Genomic DNA, 15,674 nt, shown 5'->3' on the forward strand with positions numbered 1-15,674 from the left:
GCCGCTGCCCAAGAGATTGCGACGGCCGTTCGCTCCCGGTCAATGCTGCGACCGTACATCCGCCGGAGGGGGCGCGGCTGGGCGTGGCGATGCCCGCCCGTCAGCCGTGGTGCCGAAGTCGATGGGCCTCGAAGTAGACAGCGCGATTCGAGGACCAACCCGGCGCCCGAGACCCAAGCAGTGGATCCATGAGATCCTGTAGCGCTGCGGGGACCGTTGCCCGAGGACGCAGTCCGATGATCCGGCCCTCATCGTCCACCCCCAGGTAGCCCTGCTCGAACAGTGCGTCGCAGCCAGCGACGCAGAGGGCCCAGCCGACGTGCGGCAGGTCCAGGCGCTCCGCGTCCGAGCACATGTGCCGAGGCTTTATGTGCGCCGCGACCAAGAAGCCCTGGGGGAATGTCCGTGTACACATTCCGCACGAGGCGACGGCGTTCGGATCACTGGTAGCGATGCCGAGCGCCCCTCGCAGGAATCGTTGCTCCCGTCTGCCCATGCGTCGGACGGCCACATCGGTGCCACCAAGTCTCTCCGCCATCCCGACGTAGTTCTCCGGGTCTGGTCCGAGTGGGCCTTCTGTCGGGCGACCGAGGTCCTCGACTCCGAATCCGAGCCGACGCAACGGGTCAGCGACGTTCTCACGGTCGCCGCGCCAAGGCCCTTCCAGGTCGAGACCGGCAATGACGCGGGCCCCGAGGATCAGGGCCATCGCATCCATCTCATCGTCGCCGTCGACCACTACGTACTTTCGTGCCGATGGGGCCTGGTAGTGCGCGAGGAAGGGATCCCTTCCCAGTCGCCTCCAGTCGGCTATCGCTGCTTCGAGGTGAGTTACCGACAGCCCGGCCGCGATCCCACTCCTTCGCTCCCGGGCACTCGGCTCAGTGGCGCCGAGAGCCTTCACGAGCTCCGATCGCGTCGTGGGAGTCGGGGACCGGAAGGCGAGCGTTGCTCGTTTGCGCTGGTTTCCGCCACCGACCGACCGAGCACTGCCGATGTCGCCCTGGGGTCGCGTGAGACCCCGGCGGAGTAATCCGAAGTCCTCCACCCCCGTGAGCCTGATTGGAAAGGGCTGCCCGTCGACATGGATCCTGCGTTCTGCTGTGGAGAGCTGCGCCACGCGTCGACTGTCGACGAACGCGTCGATCAGTTCGACATCCAGGGAGCTGAGGCGGCGCAATGCCTCCTCCAGGAGCAGTGGGTATTCGGGGTTTCGAACGTTGCCGGAGCCGGTCGCTCCACCTGAGCTGTCGATCGTCAGGCTGAAGGTGTGGGACCCATGGATCACGCTGATCTCGAAGTCGGCATCGATATCGTCAGTCGTATCGGCCCTACGGAGTCGCACAAGTTGAAGGTAGCAATGGTCACCCTCACACCCGTGGCCATTGGGTCGGATCGCCGAAGAACTGGGCGAACTGGTCGGTGGCGACGCTGAGGGGCTCCTGCGTGAGCGTCTCGAATCCGGCCTCGGACATCCTGCGGGTGCCGAGTCCGACGGTGAAGCTGAACTCCCTGGGATGCACCTCGGGCAGTTTGTCGAAGTCGATGGGGGCAGGGTTCGGCCACAGCGCTGCCACTCGTCCGGCCACCTCCAACGGATGGAGAATCGGCCACCCGGGGTGCCACACCATCGTGACGTCTAGCCCGCGAACCCCGAACGAGCGGGTCGCGAAGCGAAGCTCCCTGTCCCCGACCACGACCCGGGTCGGGAGGAAGATCCGCTGGGTCTCGCCCTCCCACGGCAGTTCGCCCATGACGCTGCGCTTGGCAACGTAGACCGAGAAGTCGGCGGGCGGGGCCGAGCCGGTGCGCATCCAGTCCAGCCAGGTGGGTTCTACCCGCTCGAATCGCGGGAAGTCCTCGTCGCGCTGGACGTGGGGATTGTCATGCACCGCCTCGGGGTGACCTGCCAGCAGCCCGATCTTGAGGAACCATCGGGCGAGCGCGGCAGCTTCATTCGTGCTGATCGCCGGCCAGGCATGCGTCGACGACCAGGGGAGGAGTCGGCGGATGACCGGCTTGGCGGGCTCCTCGATGGAGCGGTTGAGCTCGGTGTTGCACGGCTCGCACATTGGCACGTGCACGCCAGGCAGTGCGACTGCGGTGACGGGCGTGACGCCGTCACGCTTGGTGTAGGCGACGCCGCCCTTTTCGGTCGTGAATGGTCCCTCGCCGCGAAACTCTTGGATCAGCCAGCGCGGCCAGACGTGCTCGCCCACGCCCTTGGACGGGTTCGGGCACAGGACGCAGGTCATCCCAGCGAAGCGATCGGACACGCTCCGACGATACGGAGGGCATGCGGGCCTCGGCGAATCGAAATCGGGATGGCGACCTACGCGTGGAGCGCCTCGAGCTCGGCGACGAGGTAGCCCGTCTCGTAATTGCGCACTGCGGGCTGCGGGTGAAGCCAGCGAACGCCGAGGCACTTGTCCTGGGCGACCACCCACCGGCCGCCGCATGGGCGCAACTCGTCGACGTCGACCTGTTCAACGGAACCGTCCATGTGCGGGAGGAGCATCGGGACGGCTGGCGACAGGTACTGAGTTTGGTTCGTCATGCTGAGCACGGTGCTCGCCAGCCGGGGCTAACGTCCACCGCTGCCGCTCGCCGCCCCCAAGGGACCACGTCGCGTCGTTGCCGGTCGGCAGAGTTCACCAGCGACGACTGCTCCGAAACTCCCGCGATGTGGCCCCGCTTGGCGACGTCCTGGACGCCTCGAAGGCGCCTATGAGTTTCTGGAGCCGCTCGACGGCTCCCTCGTGTTTCGTCTGCCGGGCATACGCCAGCACGATGTCGCGGTCGTACGCGCCGGCGTCGGCGAGATCCGTGAGGTAGCTCGTGACCATCCGCGCCGAGATGCTGTCGGTCCAGCCCTTGTACCCCTCGAAGACGAGGCGATCGAGCGCCTCGACGGCTGCCGGGCTGAGCGCGGCGTCCATGACCTCGCCGGTGACGACGTTGTAGGCCTGGTTCAGCTTGGCCCAGCCCTCGAACTCACCTGGAATCCACTCCACCAGGACGACCACGCTCTTCTCCAGGTGCTGGGCCTTCTCCATGGTCTTGTACCTGGGGCACCATGCGAGCACGACACCGCCGTCGCCTACTCGTCCGCTGCGTTCGGTCACGATCTCGAGCTTCGCGAGCTCGGCGTGGAAGGTCGCCGAGTTCTTCTGCGGCGCCAGGACCGTCAGGGGCACCCGCCGGGCGTGCGCAACGGCCAAGCCGAGGAGCTTGCCGGGCTGGAGGGTGTCCTTCCTCTCGCCGCGCGGCACGTAGACGTGCTTGTGCTTGAGCACCTCATCCAATCGGTCTGACACGCGATCCTCCTTGGTCGACCTGACCCAGGCAACGCTAGATGGGACCTCCGACACTTATGGCCGTCGCGTGGTTCATCAGCCCTTGGAATCGCCCAGACGGCGAGCGCAGGCGGTGTGGTGAGGATTCGCTTCCGGTGGCACCTACATGAACAGCCGATACGGGTAGGCAGCGTCGGGAAGCCCCCGCGTGTGCCCAATGACCCGCGCCAAGGTCTGGGAGTACTTGATCGTCACCGGCAGCGGGTCGTAGAGCGCGTCGTTGTTCCAGTCCATCTTGGTGAGCGCCAGCACGTCATCGGCGGTGCGCTCCAGCGGCCCCGAGCCAGCGTCACGGGTGACGAGCAGCGGGCTGGGGATGCTCTTGGCGCCTTGGTAGAAATTGTTGTTCCCGGCTGCGAGACCGGGTGCCGTGCCGTTGACGTAGAGCAGGCCGTCGCGTCCGGACAGGAACTGCAGCGTGCCGCGCTGGACGGGCCAGTTGGCCGGTTGGCTCGGACCCTGACCAGGTTTGGCCGGGACCAGGCGGACTCCTCGCCAGGGCGTGCTCGCCTGCACTCGGACGCACTCCACCTCTTCGCAGGCATCCCAAGCGTCGAACACCCCGTCGACCTCGTCGTCGCGGAAGCGGGTGGTCTTGTGGACGACGATTCTGGTCGGCAGGTTGCCGGCGTGGCGATCCTGGTAGAGCCGAGCGCTGCGGCTCATGACGGCGCGCATCTGGTCGCGCGTGAGGTGTGGGTTGTCGAGGTCGACACCTTGGCCGACGTCGTAAGCCACGAAGTCCATCCCGCCGCCATCGGCGTCGAACACCTGTGAGCAGCAGGTGACGAAGGCGTCCGAGGTGCCGCCCCGGATAGCGTACGACAAGCCGACGTACGCCACGTCCGCGTCAGTCGTGCGGTGGAGGCGCCACGGTGTGCCTCCCGCCTTGGCGTACAGGGCCATCGACAGGCGCCAGCAAAGGCTGCAGGGGTGTTTGAAGCTGATGGCTTTGTCTTCCCACACGATCTGGGTCGGGATACCGAGTGGGGCGGCGAAGGCCTTCAGCTGGTCGTGGAGATCGAGGGCGCCGTCGCTGGAGACCTTCCACCGTCGCCACGCTGCGGGAAGCGCCACGATCAGGACGTTCCAGCTCGATCGCGTTGTGGTGAGCTGCCGAATTGCCTGGGCGAGGGCAGCGGCGATCGCGAAGTGGGGATCTGGCGCGTTGGCGGTGCCCGGGTCGAGCTGGACGACCGAGTCGTCAGCGGGGGTGAGGTCGACTCCGTACACGTTCTTGAAGCCGGGATAGGGCGGGACGTACTTCGGCCGATCCGTCGGTCGATGCTGGTTGACGAGCGTGCCGAGGAACTGGCGCGTCCGGGGGTAGAGGGTCGTGGTCGTGATCAGGGCGAATCGGACGTCGGCCGTGCCGAAGGAGTCCCGGCTGTAGGGACCATGCGTCTGCAGGCCGCGCAGCGGGTGCTTGTCGCTGCCGCCGTTGCCGAAGGCAAGCAGTGGCTCGTCCAGTAGCCGGTGCGGGGGTAGCCGGCTGTCGATCACGTGGGTGGTCATTTGGCCTCCCGGCTGTACGCGGTGGTCCGGCTCAGCACGAAGCGTCCGCCGACCAGGTCCCGCTCGCTGAGCCCGGCGGGCAGCACGGATACCTCCGCGTGGTCATGCGGGGCGATCGCCTTCGCCCAAGCGTCGATGATCGCCGCCCACTTCTCGTTGCGGCGGTTGACCCAGCGTTCCTTTCGCCAGGCCGATGCCGGATCTCCTTGTCCCTTTCGCCGATCGGCGGGCGGCAGCGCAGACACCCACGTGCGCGGCACGAAGAGCAGCCACAGGACCCCGAGCCGCCACTCGAGTGACAGCTCAACGGACTCGGCGAATCGGCGGACCTTCCCGTCCGCTCCGCGCCCAAGTCTTGTTGGGCACTGGCCGGTGAGGTCCTCTCCGTACGCCACCCGCAGAAGCCTTCGCACCTGCGCTTGACGCTCGTTGTCGGGTCGATCCTTCCGCTCAGTCGTCACGATCAGTCGGTGGCCCGAGTCTCGGATTCGTGCCTGGACGGGGAGGTCGCGGGCGAGTCCGCGAGCGAGCGCTTCATAGATCAGGGCCCGCTCAACAGTCGGGGCGCCCTCGACCGCTGGGTTGATGTCGCGCTGGTCGATTGCGCCCTCGACGTCGAGCGCCTTGCCGAGCACTTCGGCGCTGCCCAATGCGAGCACCTGACGTCCCGAGGACACCGCCGCGCCACGCCAGAAGACGTCGTGAAGGGCCTGATTCATCTCCTTGCGACCCGGAGCCGCTGTCAGCGTTGCGCAGAGCGCCTTTGTCGGGGTCTCCAGGATCGGCAGTGCGTTCATCCGAAGGGCTGGCAGCGAACCCCGATCGTGCTGGGGGAGTCCGCTGTCGATCGCCCGGGGTTTGGCCTGTAGGCCGTCGACGTAGCCGCGCAAACCGTCAGGAAGTTCTGCCTGCCGGCCGAGCGCCCCTAGCGTCTCGTCGAAGGTCTCGATCGTGACGAAGTAGGCCGAGACGTCGCTGGATGCGCACGCGTCGAAGAGCTCCTTGACCGGGGCGAGCACCGTGTCCGGCTGACGACCCATCCACCACAGGCCAGCGGGGAACGCGCCGTCGGTGGCGACCGCTTCCTTCAGCATGTCCATGACGCTGGCGTCCCGGCCGCTGTATCCCATCACCGCCAAGCCGAAACGACGGCTGGCGTCCAGGACGGCTTGGCGCATGTTGGCGTCCTGCGTCTGCAGCTCGGACTCGAGGTTCTTCAATTCGCGGTCGCGGAAGTCGCCGTGCAGCTTGAAGAGGAACGGGAAGTCGCTGTCGCTGAGCGCGAGGTTCGCCTGGCCGGAATTGCCTAGGTCGGCGACGCCCAACCGGCTGCGCGTCGGGTCGCCGAGCCTGACCTGGGCTTGCTCGACGGCCCTTTCGATGAGGTCGTCGAAGTTGGTAGTGATGACGAGGTCGGAGAGTCCGGCGGCCACGAAGGCACCCAAGATCCGCTGCCCGTACGACGGTGACCGGCCCTCGAACAGGGAGCGGAGGTGCTGGCGCCTCGCGCCCGCATCGGGGAGGGCCATCTGGAAGGCGACGCTGTAGGCCGAGGGATCTGACAGGGCGGGCATGCCGTTGCGGTTGTCGTAGTACTCGCGGATGCGGTCCCGGTCCCTCGCCTCGGAGAGGGACAGGCTCTGTCGGACCAGCTGGTGTGCGTCGGCGTACATCCTGAGGAGGAGATCCATCATGACGTGGTCTGCGGTTGGCACTCTGGCGGCGGCGCTGGCTCCCGCGCCGAGCAGCCAGCCGACCTTGGAGCTCTGTACGGCCCATTGCCGGGCGAATGTGCCGTGGTCGACAACCTCGAACGACATCTGCGACGGACCTCCTGACAGGGCGTAGAAGCGGTAAGACGATGAGCCGTCTTCCGCTCGATGCTTCTGACAGTCAGCCAACCCACCTTGCCACGGGGGTGCGACAACTTTGTGGAGAACGGCCGTCGTTGGGCTGGCCAAGGCCTCCGCGTGGTCGGCTATCGCCGAACTTCTGTCGGATCGACGCGATATCAATAGGCATGCGCTTCACACTGGACGGCGAGTCGTTCGAACTGACGCCGGAGTTGGTCCGTGCGCGGCTCGCTGGCCACCTGCCCGAGGGCATTCGCGAGTACTGGGTCGAGATCGACGGCACGCGCTGGCCCGTCAAGCAGGTCATTTCGCTCGCGACCGGCGTGTCCGATAGGCAGCGCTTCCAGTCGCAGTCTTCACGTCGATGGCTCCAGAACCTCGGCTTCACGATCGGCGGAGGCCGCAAGGGAACAACCGCCACTCAGACTCCGCAACTAGGACCCGTAGCGGCGATGAGGGACATCGTCCCGGACACCCTCACCTCAGCGCGACCGGCGGGCGTCGTCCTCGTGGGGTGCGTCAAGACGAAACTCAGCCACGGAGCACCGGCCAAGGAACTCTACGTCTCGGACTACTTCGCGAAGATGCGGACGCATGCCGAAGCCAGTGGCCGGCCGTGGTTCATTCTCTCGGCCGAGCACGGCCTGGTCAGTCCCGACGAGTGGCTCGAACCCTACGAGCGCTACCTCCCCGACACATCGCGCGAATACCGGAGGGCCTGGGGAGAGAAGGTCGCCCAGCAGCTCGAGCAGGCAGTGGGCGCACTGTCGAGCCTCGTTGTCGATATCCACGCAGGAGCGGCCTACGTTGAGTCGGTGGAAGAAGCCCTCATGCCGCGGGGTGCCCAGGTGCTCGATCAACTCAGCGGACTTTCCTTCGGCCGGCGCCTGTCCTGGTACCTCCACCACGACGGCACCGGCGGACCTGACAGCTCGATCGTGATCTCCCAGCTCCGGGCCGGCCAGACGGCTAGGCCGCTCAGCGACATCATCGCGAGCGGCGGCGCCGACCTTCGCGTTCCCGGCATGTACAGCTGGTGGGTCGACGAAGCTGGCGCGAGCGACCTCACCTTGGGCCTGGGCCACCCCATCCAGCCCGGCCTCATTTACGCCGGTCTGGCCGGCGCAACTCGAAGTGGCGGCACGGCGTCCTCGAACACCCTCTGGGGTCGGATCGCCACCATGCACCTGGGCAAGAAGCATGAATTCTCCACCCTCCGACGCAGCCTCGGGTCCATCCTCGCCCAGGCCCACGGGCAGCCGACGATCGATGAGGAGCAGCTGACTCGGTGGATGCATGGGCACCTCCGGGTCATCCCGATTCCGGTCGCTGACGTCGACACCCTCGATCATTTGGAGTCGGAGATCCTCGGCCAGCTCGATCCTCCCCTCAACCTGGCCAAGGTCCCGAAGACGCCGCTCCGGGTGCGGCTCTCTGCGCTCAGGAAGAAGTACGGGGGATGACATCGTGATCTCGCCACCCTGTTCAACCACTACATCCGACCCGCCGACGCGCTCTCCAATACGACCAGTCACGACCTCGGACTGTGACGCATCCTCGCGGGACTGTCCGCGGTCTGACCTACAGTGCCGTTGTGCCGGACAGCCCTGACCTAGACGCGCTTCTGCGGCAGTTCGAGGGTCGGCTGGACGGGTTCGACCCGACGGGTTGGGAGATCGTTGCGCAGCACCGCAACCCTTGGGGCCGGATTCCGGTGACCGGTAGCGGGAGGTCACTCGATGGGGGGTCGCGGGAGTACATGGACCGTCTACTCGCGACGCAGCGGCAACCCGACCGGGATAGTCGTCGGCACCACTACGTGCCTCGGACGTACCTGAAGCGCTGGGGATTCGGCAAGCAGAACCGACGCATCTGGAACTTGGACACCGTTACTGGAGAGGTGCGGGCCTTCTCGGTGAACGACGTGTGTGTGGAGGAGAACTTCTACCGGGTCATCGGCCCGGACGGGAAGGCGCACAACCGAGTCGAGGCCATGTTTGGTGTGGTCGATGCGGAACTGGGCCGTATTCAGTCGCTATTCGAGCGGCTCGAGGACCCCGAGGAGCTGGATTTCGATGACCTCATCGGGCTCGGGGTGACGATCGCGGTCCAGCGGATGCGGACAGCGCAGCAGCGGCGTTTGCGTCTCCAGCACGACGCGTGGCTGGTCGCGCAGAACCCTGAGCAGTTCAAGTCCATGAAGGACCCGCTGAACCCGTTCCGCGTCGCCGGCATCCACACCGAGTTGCTGTTCACGAGCATGTGGGAGGCGGCCGACGTGATGACGACCAGGTCCATCGAGGTGTGGGACGACCCCGAGGGCAGATTCTGGACGTGCGACGCACCGGTGCTGGTGCCGTTTCGGAAGAACAAGGGCCCGAACCTGGTAGCGGCGCCGCACATCCTGTGGCCGGTGAACCCGCACCGAGTCGTTGCGCTGACGAATGAGCCGTCGGGGGAGAAGGCTGTCATCCGGCGGGTCACTCCGAAGGAGCGTGGTCTTGTCCGGGACGCGACTGAGAACGGCAGGGAGCGCTGGATATTTGCCTCGCCAGAGCAGAAGGACCGGTTGCCGAAGTCGAAGAAGTTCGGGCGCCGGACGCAGATGCGGATGCGATGCTCACAGTGGACTCCGCGTGGCCGATACGTCGAACCGCCGGGTTGCTGCGTCGAGCAGGCCGACGGGTTCTCGGCAGGTCCGGACGTTGCCCTGTGTGACCAAGGACTGCATGTGGCGGCCCCGGCGATGTGGGACTACGTCTGATGGCCGTCCACCTGAGCGCGTCGCGGCGGAAGGACCGCACCCTCCAGCGCGTGGGTCGCGGTGAAGCGAGAGACCCCTTGTTCTCGTCCAGGTCTGAACTCCACTTTGGGCAACAGTCGACCTACGTATCCCACTTAGGGCGGCAAGGGTCCTCGTCCTCGACGCGTGAATCTCACTGCGAGAGGGTGCCAGGGTGACGGGAAATGACCTGTTGGCCCCATACGGACGCAACGAGCCGTGCTGGTGCGGTGCAGATCGGAAGTACAAGGTCTGCCATGGCATGCAGCGGCCAATGTCGCAGCCGGGTGCGGCGCTTCCGCCGGACCGCGACGGGAGTATGTTCCTGAGCCCGTCCACTTCATTGGCTAGGGACGCATTGCGAACCATGATGCCCGGTGGCACCGGGATTACTCTGCCACCAGGCGGCCCCGCGCCAACAACGATTACCTACACCAACTGGGAAGCCGATCTGGGCGCTGCATTGACCCCCGCTCCCGAAGTCATGGCGGTCGAGGATCTGGGAAATTTGCGGGTTGAGGTGCTCAGACGCGTCGCCGGGATGCACCCTAGCGACCAACCTCCGTCAAGCGACGTGATCCAGGCTGTCTACGAGCTCGCCGCAGAAACCGTGCGCACCGTCGCCCAACTGGCGAGACAGCGGCAGAGGCCAGCCATGCTGTGGAACCAGGAACTCGATGTCGCTCAATTTCTCGGTCGAACCCTGTTGCTTGCCGACCATGTCCTTTACCCAGACCGTGTCTTCGACGCGATGCGCCGAAGTCCGACCATGGCGCAATTGGTAGATGACGCCAAGGCAGAGCTGCAACACGCTCACCTGCTCTCGGGAGGCCTCGCGATCCCGGTCCCACCGGGAGTGGCAATGGCAGCACAAGGACCGGTCGCTCAAGAGCTCACCGCTGGGGATCTTCAGCAGCTTGAACTTGTTTCGTGGGTGCGGAGCCAATTGATCGTCGAGGGGCCAACAGCTCGCGAGGCACTGTTCGTCCGAGCGGCCGACGATCTCGCACGTGAGCCCGCCAATTTCTGGCTACACGGACACATCGACCGAGAATCACTCGATGAAGAGACTGGGCAATTTCGCACTCTGTTACTGCAGCCGTTCGATACCGAGTTTGACTACGAACCATGGATTGCCCAAGTGAAGAATTCGGCGATCAGCGCGCTCGTGCAGCGTACGCACGAACGCGTGGTCGCTGCGGATGTCTTCGGTTCGGAGTACGTCTCAGCATCCCTTTTCGAGGCGAGGCTGCTCCGTATGCGCGAGCGCACCCAGAGCATGGGCCCGGCTCAAGCCGCTCTGTGGGCCGACATCCCTGAACTGACCACTCTTAGCGGCGCCGACTTGGTCAGGCTCATGAAGAACGAGGCCGCCATTGAAGACCTGCGCCGCCAAGTACGGGCGAGCTTGGAGACGGCTCGAAGTGACGGTGACAGGATCGATGCGATAACTGACCTGAGCCACCAGCTCGAGGCCGCCTCCCACAATCTGCAGAGGGTCTCCGCTTCAGATCGCGCTTGGAAGGCCGCCATACCGGGCGGCCTCAGTACAGCCACCATGGTCGTCGGTGGTATCACCGGAGGGCTTGCAGGCGTCGGGGTCGGAGCAATGGGGGCGCTCGCGACGCTCGCACCGGCCCTGGGAGACCGAATGAACTCTCGCCGACAAGCCGCATATGTGTTCGTCGCTGCCCGAAGAGGTCGTCGGTTGCGGTGATTCCACCAGACGCATCGCGGCGGATAGACGCACGTCGTCGATGCTCGGCAAGCGCTCGGGGCTTGTGACGAGGAGTCGTCCGACGCGGCAAGCTCAACTGCCGGACGCAGTTGGTGGTTCGACCGGCACCCGGGTAACTGCCACCTTGGTGAAGCCGAGTCGGTTCAGGTCGCGCACCGTCTGCATGAGGGTAAGGCGGCTAAAGAAGGGCAACCACTCGACGCCAGTCGCGGTTGAGTTAGCGATCACTGCATAGGTGATTGTCACCTTATCGCGATCGAGAGTTGAGCTGCCCGGGGGAATCAGGCTAAGCCACGCCGATGCGTCCGCCCCGCCAGCTGACTTTTGAATCGCCGCGCGGACCTGATCGCGGAGGGTGCCATCTACGAGCGCCTCGGCAGATACGTGCCCTTGCGCAAAGAGGTGGCTCAGCGTCGATGACCGAGACTTCCTCTTGACGTGGATTATCGACCCATCGGTGCTCAACAGGTCACAGAACTCGACTCTCGTCTTTGCCCCATCGGGGGCGACGAGCTCTTTGTCAAGCAGCGTCATGTCGGCTGAAGCAGCGGCCGCTCGCTTGTTGTAGTCGCCCTCGGCCTCTCCTGGATGCCCTGACGGTAAGGAAACCGTGGCTAAGGGGATCGCCGATACGGCAGAGTCGACTTGCGCGACGAGGGTGGCTGCAATCTCGAACCAGCGGCCCTCGATGAGGGCATACAGCCTGCTATCGACCGTCTGTTCGGAGACGAGGCACTGGTAGAGGCTCCAGCGCGCAACTGGGTCTGCGCTGCTGATGAACTTGACCGATACCTTGCGTGACTTGAGAAGGTCGATCGTCAGGTTGGCAGCATCGGTCAGCGGCTGCGCCAGGTACTCGTCAAGGTCAAGCTCGTCATACGCGTGCTTCCGCGTCGGGGTCATTCGGAAGTACTCAATATCTTCCCAGTCTAGATTCTCCGGCATTGCCATGTGAGTCGCACTGGTGTCGGACCCCCTTAGGTGCGAGACGAGTTGCTGGTCAAGTTTCGCGGCTAGCACGGGGTCTCTCACCTCGGCCAGTTGGTCTACCCATCCGAAGGTCGACTGATACTTCGTGGCCTTGTACTGCTTGTAGAGGTCTTGGAGCAGTGCAGCGAGATCTGTGACAGGCTTGTCCACGCCTAGAACCAGAGCGTCGGCTCCGCTGAGTGATTTGTATCCGCTGCCGGCTGGCGCGATTCCCGTCACAGCACGGACGATGTCGCGGAGCACATCCACGCCGAAGGTCGGAAGCTCCGTCGTCCGACTGGTCTGCGTGTTCGTGGACACGACCATCTCGTCGAACTTCTTCGTGTCCAGGCTCCTGATCTGACGTTCGTCAATCAGATTGAGCACGACCTTGAGCCCGAACCTTCGCTCGATCTTTCCTTGATTGAGAAAGCTGCGGCCGTATCCAAACGTCAAAGCATAGACTTGACCGTCAACCCTTAGGAGGAGCAGGGCCGATGCCGAAGCTGACTGCACTCCTTGAACACCGCCCTCAACCACTGGGTTCACGTACTTGACCCAACCAGGCGTCCGAGTAAAAGACTTCTTGGTGTAGAAGCGCCCATTCAACCCCGATGCCTTGGTCAGGTCACTGGCCACGAGACCGGACGCGATGTCGCCAGCTAACGCATCGTCAAATGCGCTGACGTCGCGAAGAAGGAAGATTGTGAGTCTTTGAGTCGCCACGCGAGACCCCCGTTTGGTCGGTCTCGAATCTTAAAGGCGATGGGCGGCGAACGCAGCAAGACGCTCGGGAGAGCCGACGTCGCTTGGATCTTGTGGCTGGTCCGGCGGGATGCGTTCTGAAAAGGTCCCAATCTCGGTGAGGACGTCGCGTGGCAACGTACTTAGGCACGAGGACGGACGCTCGCTCATCGTAGATTCGGTGTAGCCCTGATCGCGAGTGCTCGGGAAACCTTCACTCGCGGCGACGTGATGATGGGTCACGGGGGCAAGAACGTCTACCTCCACGACCACCTCCTGCAAGAGCCGGTGATTCCCTGATGATGAAGCTGGGGGAGGCGGCCAATCGGCTTTCGAGGCTCGACGTACTCGCCCCGGACGGCGTCGACTGTGCGCTGGCGGTGGCGAACCGCAACTTCCTGATCCACCAGTACGACGAGATCAACCGCGAGCTCACGTGGCTCTCGCGCGACCTGCCCGAATGGAAGCAATCGCTGGAAGCGCTGTTCGGCGCGGCGGACGCAACGATCGGCGAAGAGTCCGACAGGCGCCCTGAGCGAGCCCGAGTTTGGCCCGGTGGCAGATTCGATCGCCCTCCATCAACCCTCCAAGAACAGCCGGAAGTTTCAGGAGCCCGTCGGGTAAGGTCGGAACCGTCAGCGAGGACTCCTCCTCATCAACACGGAGCATCCGGCGGCATCCCGCAACGTTCGGTAGCGGTCGGCAGGGCGCCGATCCAACCCAGAGGTCGCAGGTTCAAATCCTGCCCCCGCTACGAAGAAAGGCCCTCTGACCAGCGGAAACGCTGGTCAGAGGGCCTTTCAGGTTTCTGACCAAAAGCGATAAGTGGGCGGAAATTGGGCTCTTTGTGTGGGCACTTAGCGCGCGTCCCCCGGGCGCGAACATGCAAGTGCCCTCGCCGTGAACACAGCGAGGGCACTCTCGAGTGGGCGGGCGCCGAGTGGGGCCTCGTCACGTCTTTGGCGTAATGGGCGGCCGGAACCGTTCGAGGTAGTCGGTCAGGTCAGGAGCGACCTTGGCCTTGTGGATGTAGTGCTCCAGCGTGATGTCCTCGTTGGCGTGACCCAGTTGGGCTTGCGCCGCCTTCGAGTCGACCGTCTGGTCGATCAGCGTCGCGACCGACTTGCGGAAGGTATGGAACGTGACCCAGTCGTAGGCGGTGCCATCGACTACCCGGTTCCACAACCGTTCCCAGTTGGAGACCTGACGCCACGTTCCGTTGCGGGTCGTAAAGACCGCGCCGTTCCTATTCGCGGGACTCTCGATCATCCGGCGCATCAGGATGTCGACGGCGAATGGTGGGAGAAACAGGGTCCGGTAGCCGGCGTCCGATTTCGTCCACGGCTGGCGGAACGTCCCCTTACCGGTCTCGGTGACGATCGTGCCCGACACTGTCAGGGTCGGGGTCTCGGAGGAGAGGTCAATCTCGGGGTAGATGAAGCCGGCTGCTTCGCCGATGCGACATCCAGTGGCGAGCATCAGGTCGACGATGTCGCGGAGGTCGGCCGACATCCGCGGCCCGGGTCGCTTGCGCTTCATCTCGGTGTCGATGAGCGCACGGACCTGGTTGACCTGCTCGAGGTCGAGGTAGGTGATCTCCTTCCGCGGCCGTGAGATCCGAGCGACCTCCTTGACCGGGTTCGCCGGGATGGCGTCATGCCGGACTGCGACGCCGAACATCTGGTGCAGCGCGTTCCGCAGCTTCGTCACGTCCGCTCCAGTCGCGGCGCGGTCCTTGATGACTCGGTCGATGACACTTGTGCGGCAGTCGGCGATTCTCCGCTGCCCGATTGCCGGAAGTACCTGGTTGTTCACCACGCTCCGATAGGCGCGCAGCGAATTGGCGCTGACGTTGTTGTCGACCTCCTTCTCCTTCAGCCAGAAGGCGGCCAACTCGGCGATCGACCTCTGTTGGGTCAGTTCGCCGTCCCCCACATCTGAACCCTTCAGGGCCTGCAGTTTCTGGATGAGGGCGGTTCGGGCGGCCGACTCGCTGTTAGCGCGAGCGCGCTGCTTGGCTACACGGCCACTGAAGAGGGCATAGCGAGCCTCGGCCTGGTAGGTCCCGGTCTTGGTCCGCGTGACGCTGATCTTCCCCCAGGTCCCAGGGGGCATCGGCGGCCGACCGCTCACCGGCCGGCCTCACGCGAACGCAACGAGCTGACTCCCAGGGCATTTGAGTTACGAGACATGGTGACTTCTCCGTGGCGGTGGTGGATCGGAAATCGTACCCAGATCAGGCGGGGCGCGCGTCGGTGTGGAGGTCGAGGTAGTTCTCGATCTCACTGCGCCGGTACCGGATGCCGTTGCCGACCTTGATCGCGCGCGGTCCTCGGCTTCGGCTCCGCCACTGGTACAGCGTGCCCTTGGGGACGCCTAGCCAGTCCGACACCTGGTCGACGGTCAGGAGCGGGTCGTAGGCGGGGCCGTACGTCGACGGGGACGCTGACCGGCCGGGCGCGCCGGTCTGTGCCGAGAGTTCTGCCGAGTGGGCCTGCTCCGCCCTCTCCGTGGCTGACTTCTCTCGCGCATCGAGTACCGCTCGTGCCTGCCTCTGTGCCGCAGTTGGTCGTGCCATGGTGGTTCAGTCCCTCATCCCAGGGCCAGCCGGGCTGTCGTTACGTGTTCCCAGTTGGCCTTCGGCTGGCGCAAGCCACGGGGCAACTTGATCCGCTGCCAGCAACGGGTCGAACTGGGCAACTCCGTCGGAATCGACC

The 15,674-nt window shown here is 64.9% G+C and carries 12 protein-coding genes; 3 read left to right on the plus strand and 9 right to left on the minus strand.

The genetic code is table 11. From position 1 onward, the window contains the following. Positions 1–100: 100 nt before the first annotated feature. The 6 genes from AC57BS_RS17325 to AC57BS_RS17350 form a co-directional block, all read right to left on the minus strand. Complete coding sequence (locus AC57BS_RS17325; RefSeq protein ID WP_496412683.1) at positions 101–1,345, minus strand: ScoMcrA-related endonuclease; 1,245 nt, start codon at positions 1,343–1,345, stop codon at positions 101–103. A gap of 25 nt (positions 1,346–1,370) precedes the next feature. Next, positions 1,371–2,276 carry a hypothetical protein gene (locus AC57BS_RS17330; RefSeq protein WP_496412684.1) on the minus strand — a complete coding sequence of 302 codons (906 nt, stop codon included), beginning with the start codon at positions 2,274–2,276 and terminating at the stop codon, positions 1,371–1,373. Between the two features lie 56 nt (positions 2,277–2,332). After that, on the minus strand, positions 2,333–2,557 hold the full coding sequence (locus AC57BS_RS17335; protein WP_496412685.1) for a hypothetical protein: 225 nt from the start codon (positions 2,555–2,557) through the stop codon (positions 2,333–2,335). A gap of 94 nt (positions 2,558–2,651) precedes the next feature. After that, a complete protein-coding gene (locus AC57BS_RS17340) occupies positions 2,652–3,317 on the minus strand; it encodes a hypothetical protein (RefSeq protein ID WP_496412686.1) in 666 nt (221 codons plus the stop codon). Between the two features lie 141 nt (positions 3,318–3,458). Then, positions 3,459–4,859, minus strand: coding sequence for an argonaute/piwi family protein (locus AC57BS_RS17345; protein ID WP_496412687.1), 1,401 nt, complete (start codon positions 4,857–4,859; stop codon positions 3,459–3,461). A gap of 8 nt (positions 4,860–4,867) precedes the next feature. After that, positions 4,868–6,691 (minus strand): SIR2 family protein, encoded by a 1,824-nt coding sequence (locus AC57BS_RS17350; RefSeq protein WP_496412688.1) that lies wholly within the window; start codon positions 6,689–6,691, stop codon positions 4,868–4,870. A gap of 200 nt (positions 6,692–6,891) precedes the next feature. Between AC57BS_RS17350 and AC57BS_RS17355 the strand changes: the two genes are divergently transcribed. From AC57BS_RS17355 to AC57BS_RS17365, 3 genes are all read left to right on the plus strand, one after another. Then, positions 6,892–8,187, plus strand: a complete 1,296-nt coding sequence (locus AC57BS_RS17355) for a DUF6884 domain-containing protein (RefSeq protein WP_496412689.1) — start codon at positions 6,892–6,894, stop codon at positions 8,185–8,187. Between the two features lie 131 nt (positions 8,188–8,318). Then, positions 8,319–9,488 carry a DUF4238 domain-containing protein gene (locus AC57BS_RS17360; protein ID WP_496412690.1) on the plus strand — a complete coding sequence of 390 codons (1,170 nt, stop codon included), beginning with the start codon at positions 8,319–8,321 and terminating at the stop codon, positions 9,486–9,488. Positions 9,489–9,681: 193 nt separating this feature from the next. Next, positions 9,682–11,223 (plus strand): SEC-C domain-containing protein, encoded by a 1,542-nt coding sequence (locus AC57BS_RS17365; protein ID WP_496412691.1) that lies wholly within the window; start codon positions 9,682–9,684, stop codon positions 11,221–11,223. Between the two features lie 93 nt (positions 11,224–11,316). On the opposite strand, the gene AC57BS_RS17370 is transcribed toward AC57BS_RS17365, so the two are convergent. From AC57BS_RS17370 to AC57BS_RS17380, 3 genes are all read right to left on the minus strand, one after another. Then, positions 11,317–12,939, minus strand: a complete 1,623-nt coding sequence (locus AC57BS_RS17370) for a DUF6119 family protein (protein WP_496412692.1) — start codon at positions 12,937–12,939, stop codon at positions 11,317–11,319. A 969-nt stretch (positions 12,940–13,908) separates the two neighbouring features. Next, positions 13,909–15,090 carry a tyrosine-type recombinase/integrase gene (locus AC57BS_RS17375; protein ID WP_496412693.1) on the minus strand — a complete coding sequence of 394 codons (1,182 nt, stop codon included), beginning with the start codon at positions 15,088–15,090 and terminating at the stop codon, positions 13,909–13,911. Positions 15,091–15,193: 103 nt separating this feature from the next. Next, entirely contained in the window at positions 15,194–15,535 is a 342-nt protein-coding gene (locus AC57BS_RS17380; RefSeq protein WP_496412694.1) for a helix-turn-helix transcriptional regulator, read from the minus strand. Positions 15,536–15,674 lie beyond the last annotated feature (139 nt).

The organism is Nocardioides sp. BGA-UO-ETr-FS32 (genome assembly GCF_059567905.1).

What these genes read in the sequence shown, in the direction of transcription:
- AC57BS_RS17335 (WP_496412685.1), bottom strand. Translation starts at nt 2,557, where the DNA reads ATGACGAACCAAACTCAGTACCTGTCGCCAGCCGTCCCGATGCTCCTC.
- AC57BS_RS17350 (WP_496412688.1), bottom strand. Translation starts at nt 6,691, where the DNA reads ATGTCGTTCGAGGTTGTCGACCACGGCACATTCGCCCGGCAATGGGCC.
- AC57BS_RS17355 (WP_496412689.1), top strand. Translation starts at nt 6,892, where the DNA reads ATGCGCTTCACACTGGACGGCGAGTCGTTCGAACTGACGCCGGAGTTG.
- AC57BS_RS17380 (WP_496412694.1), bottom strand. Translation starts at nt 15,535, where the DNA reads ATGGCACGACCAACTGCGGCACAGAGGCAGGCACGAGCGGTACTCGAT.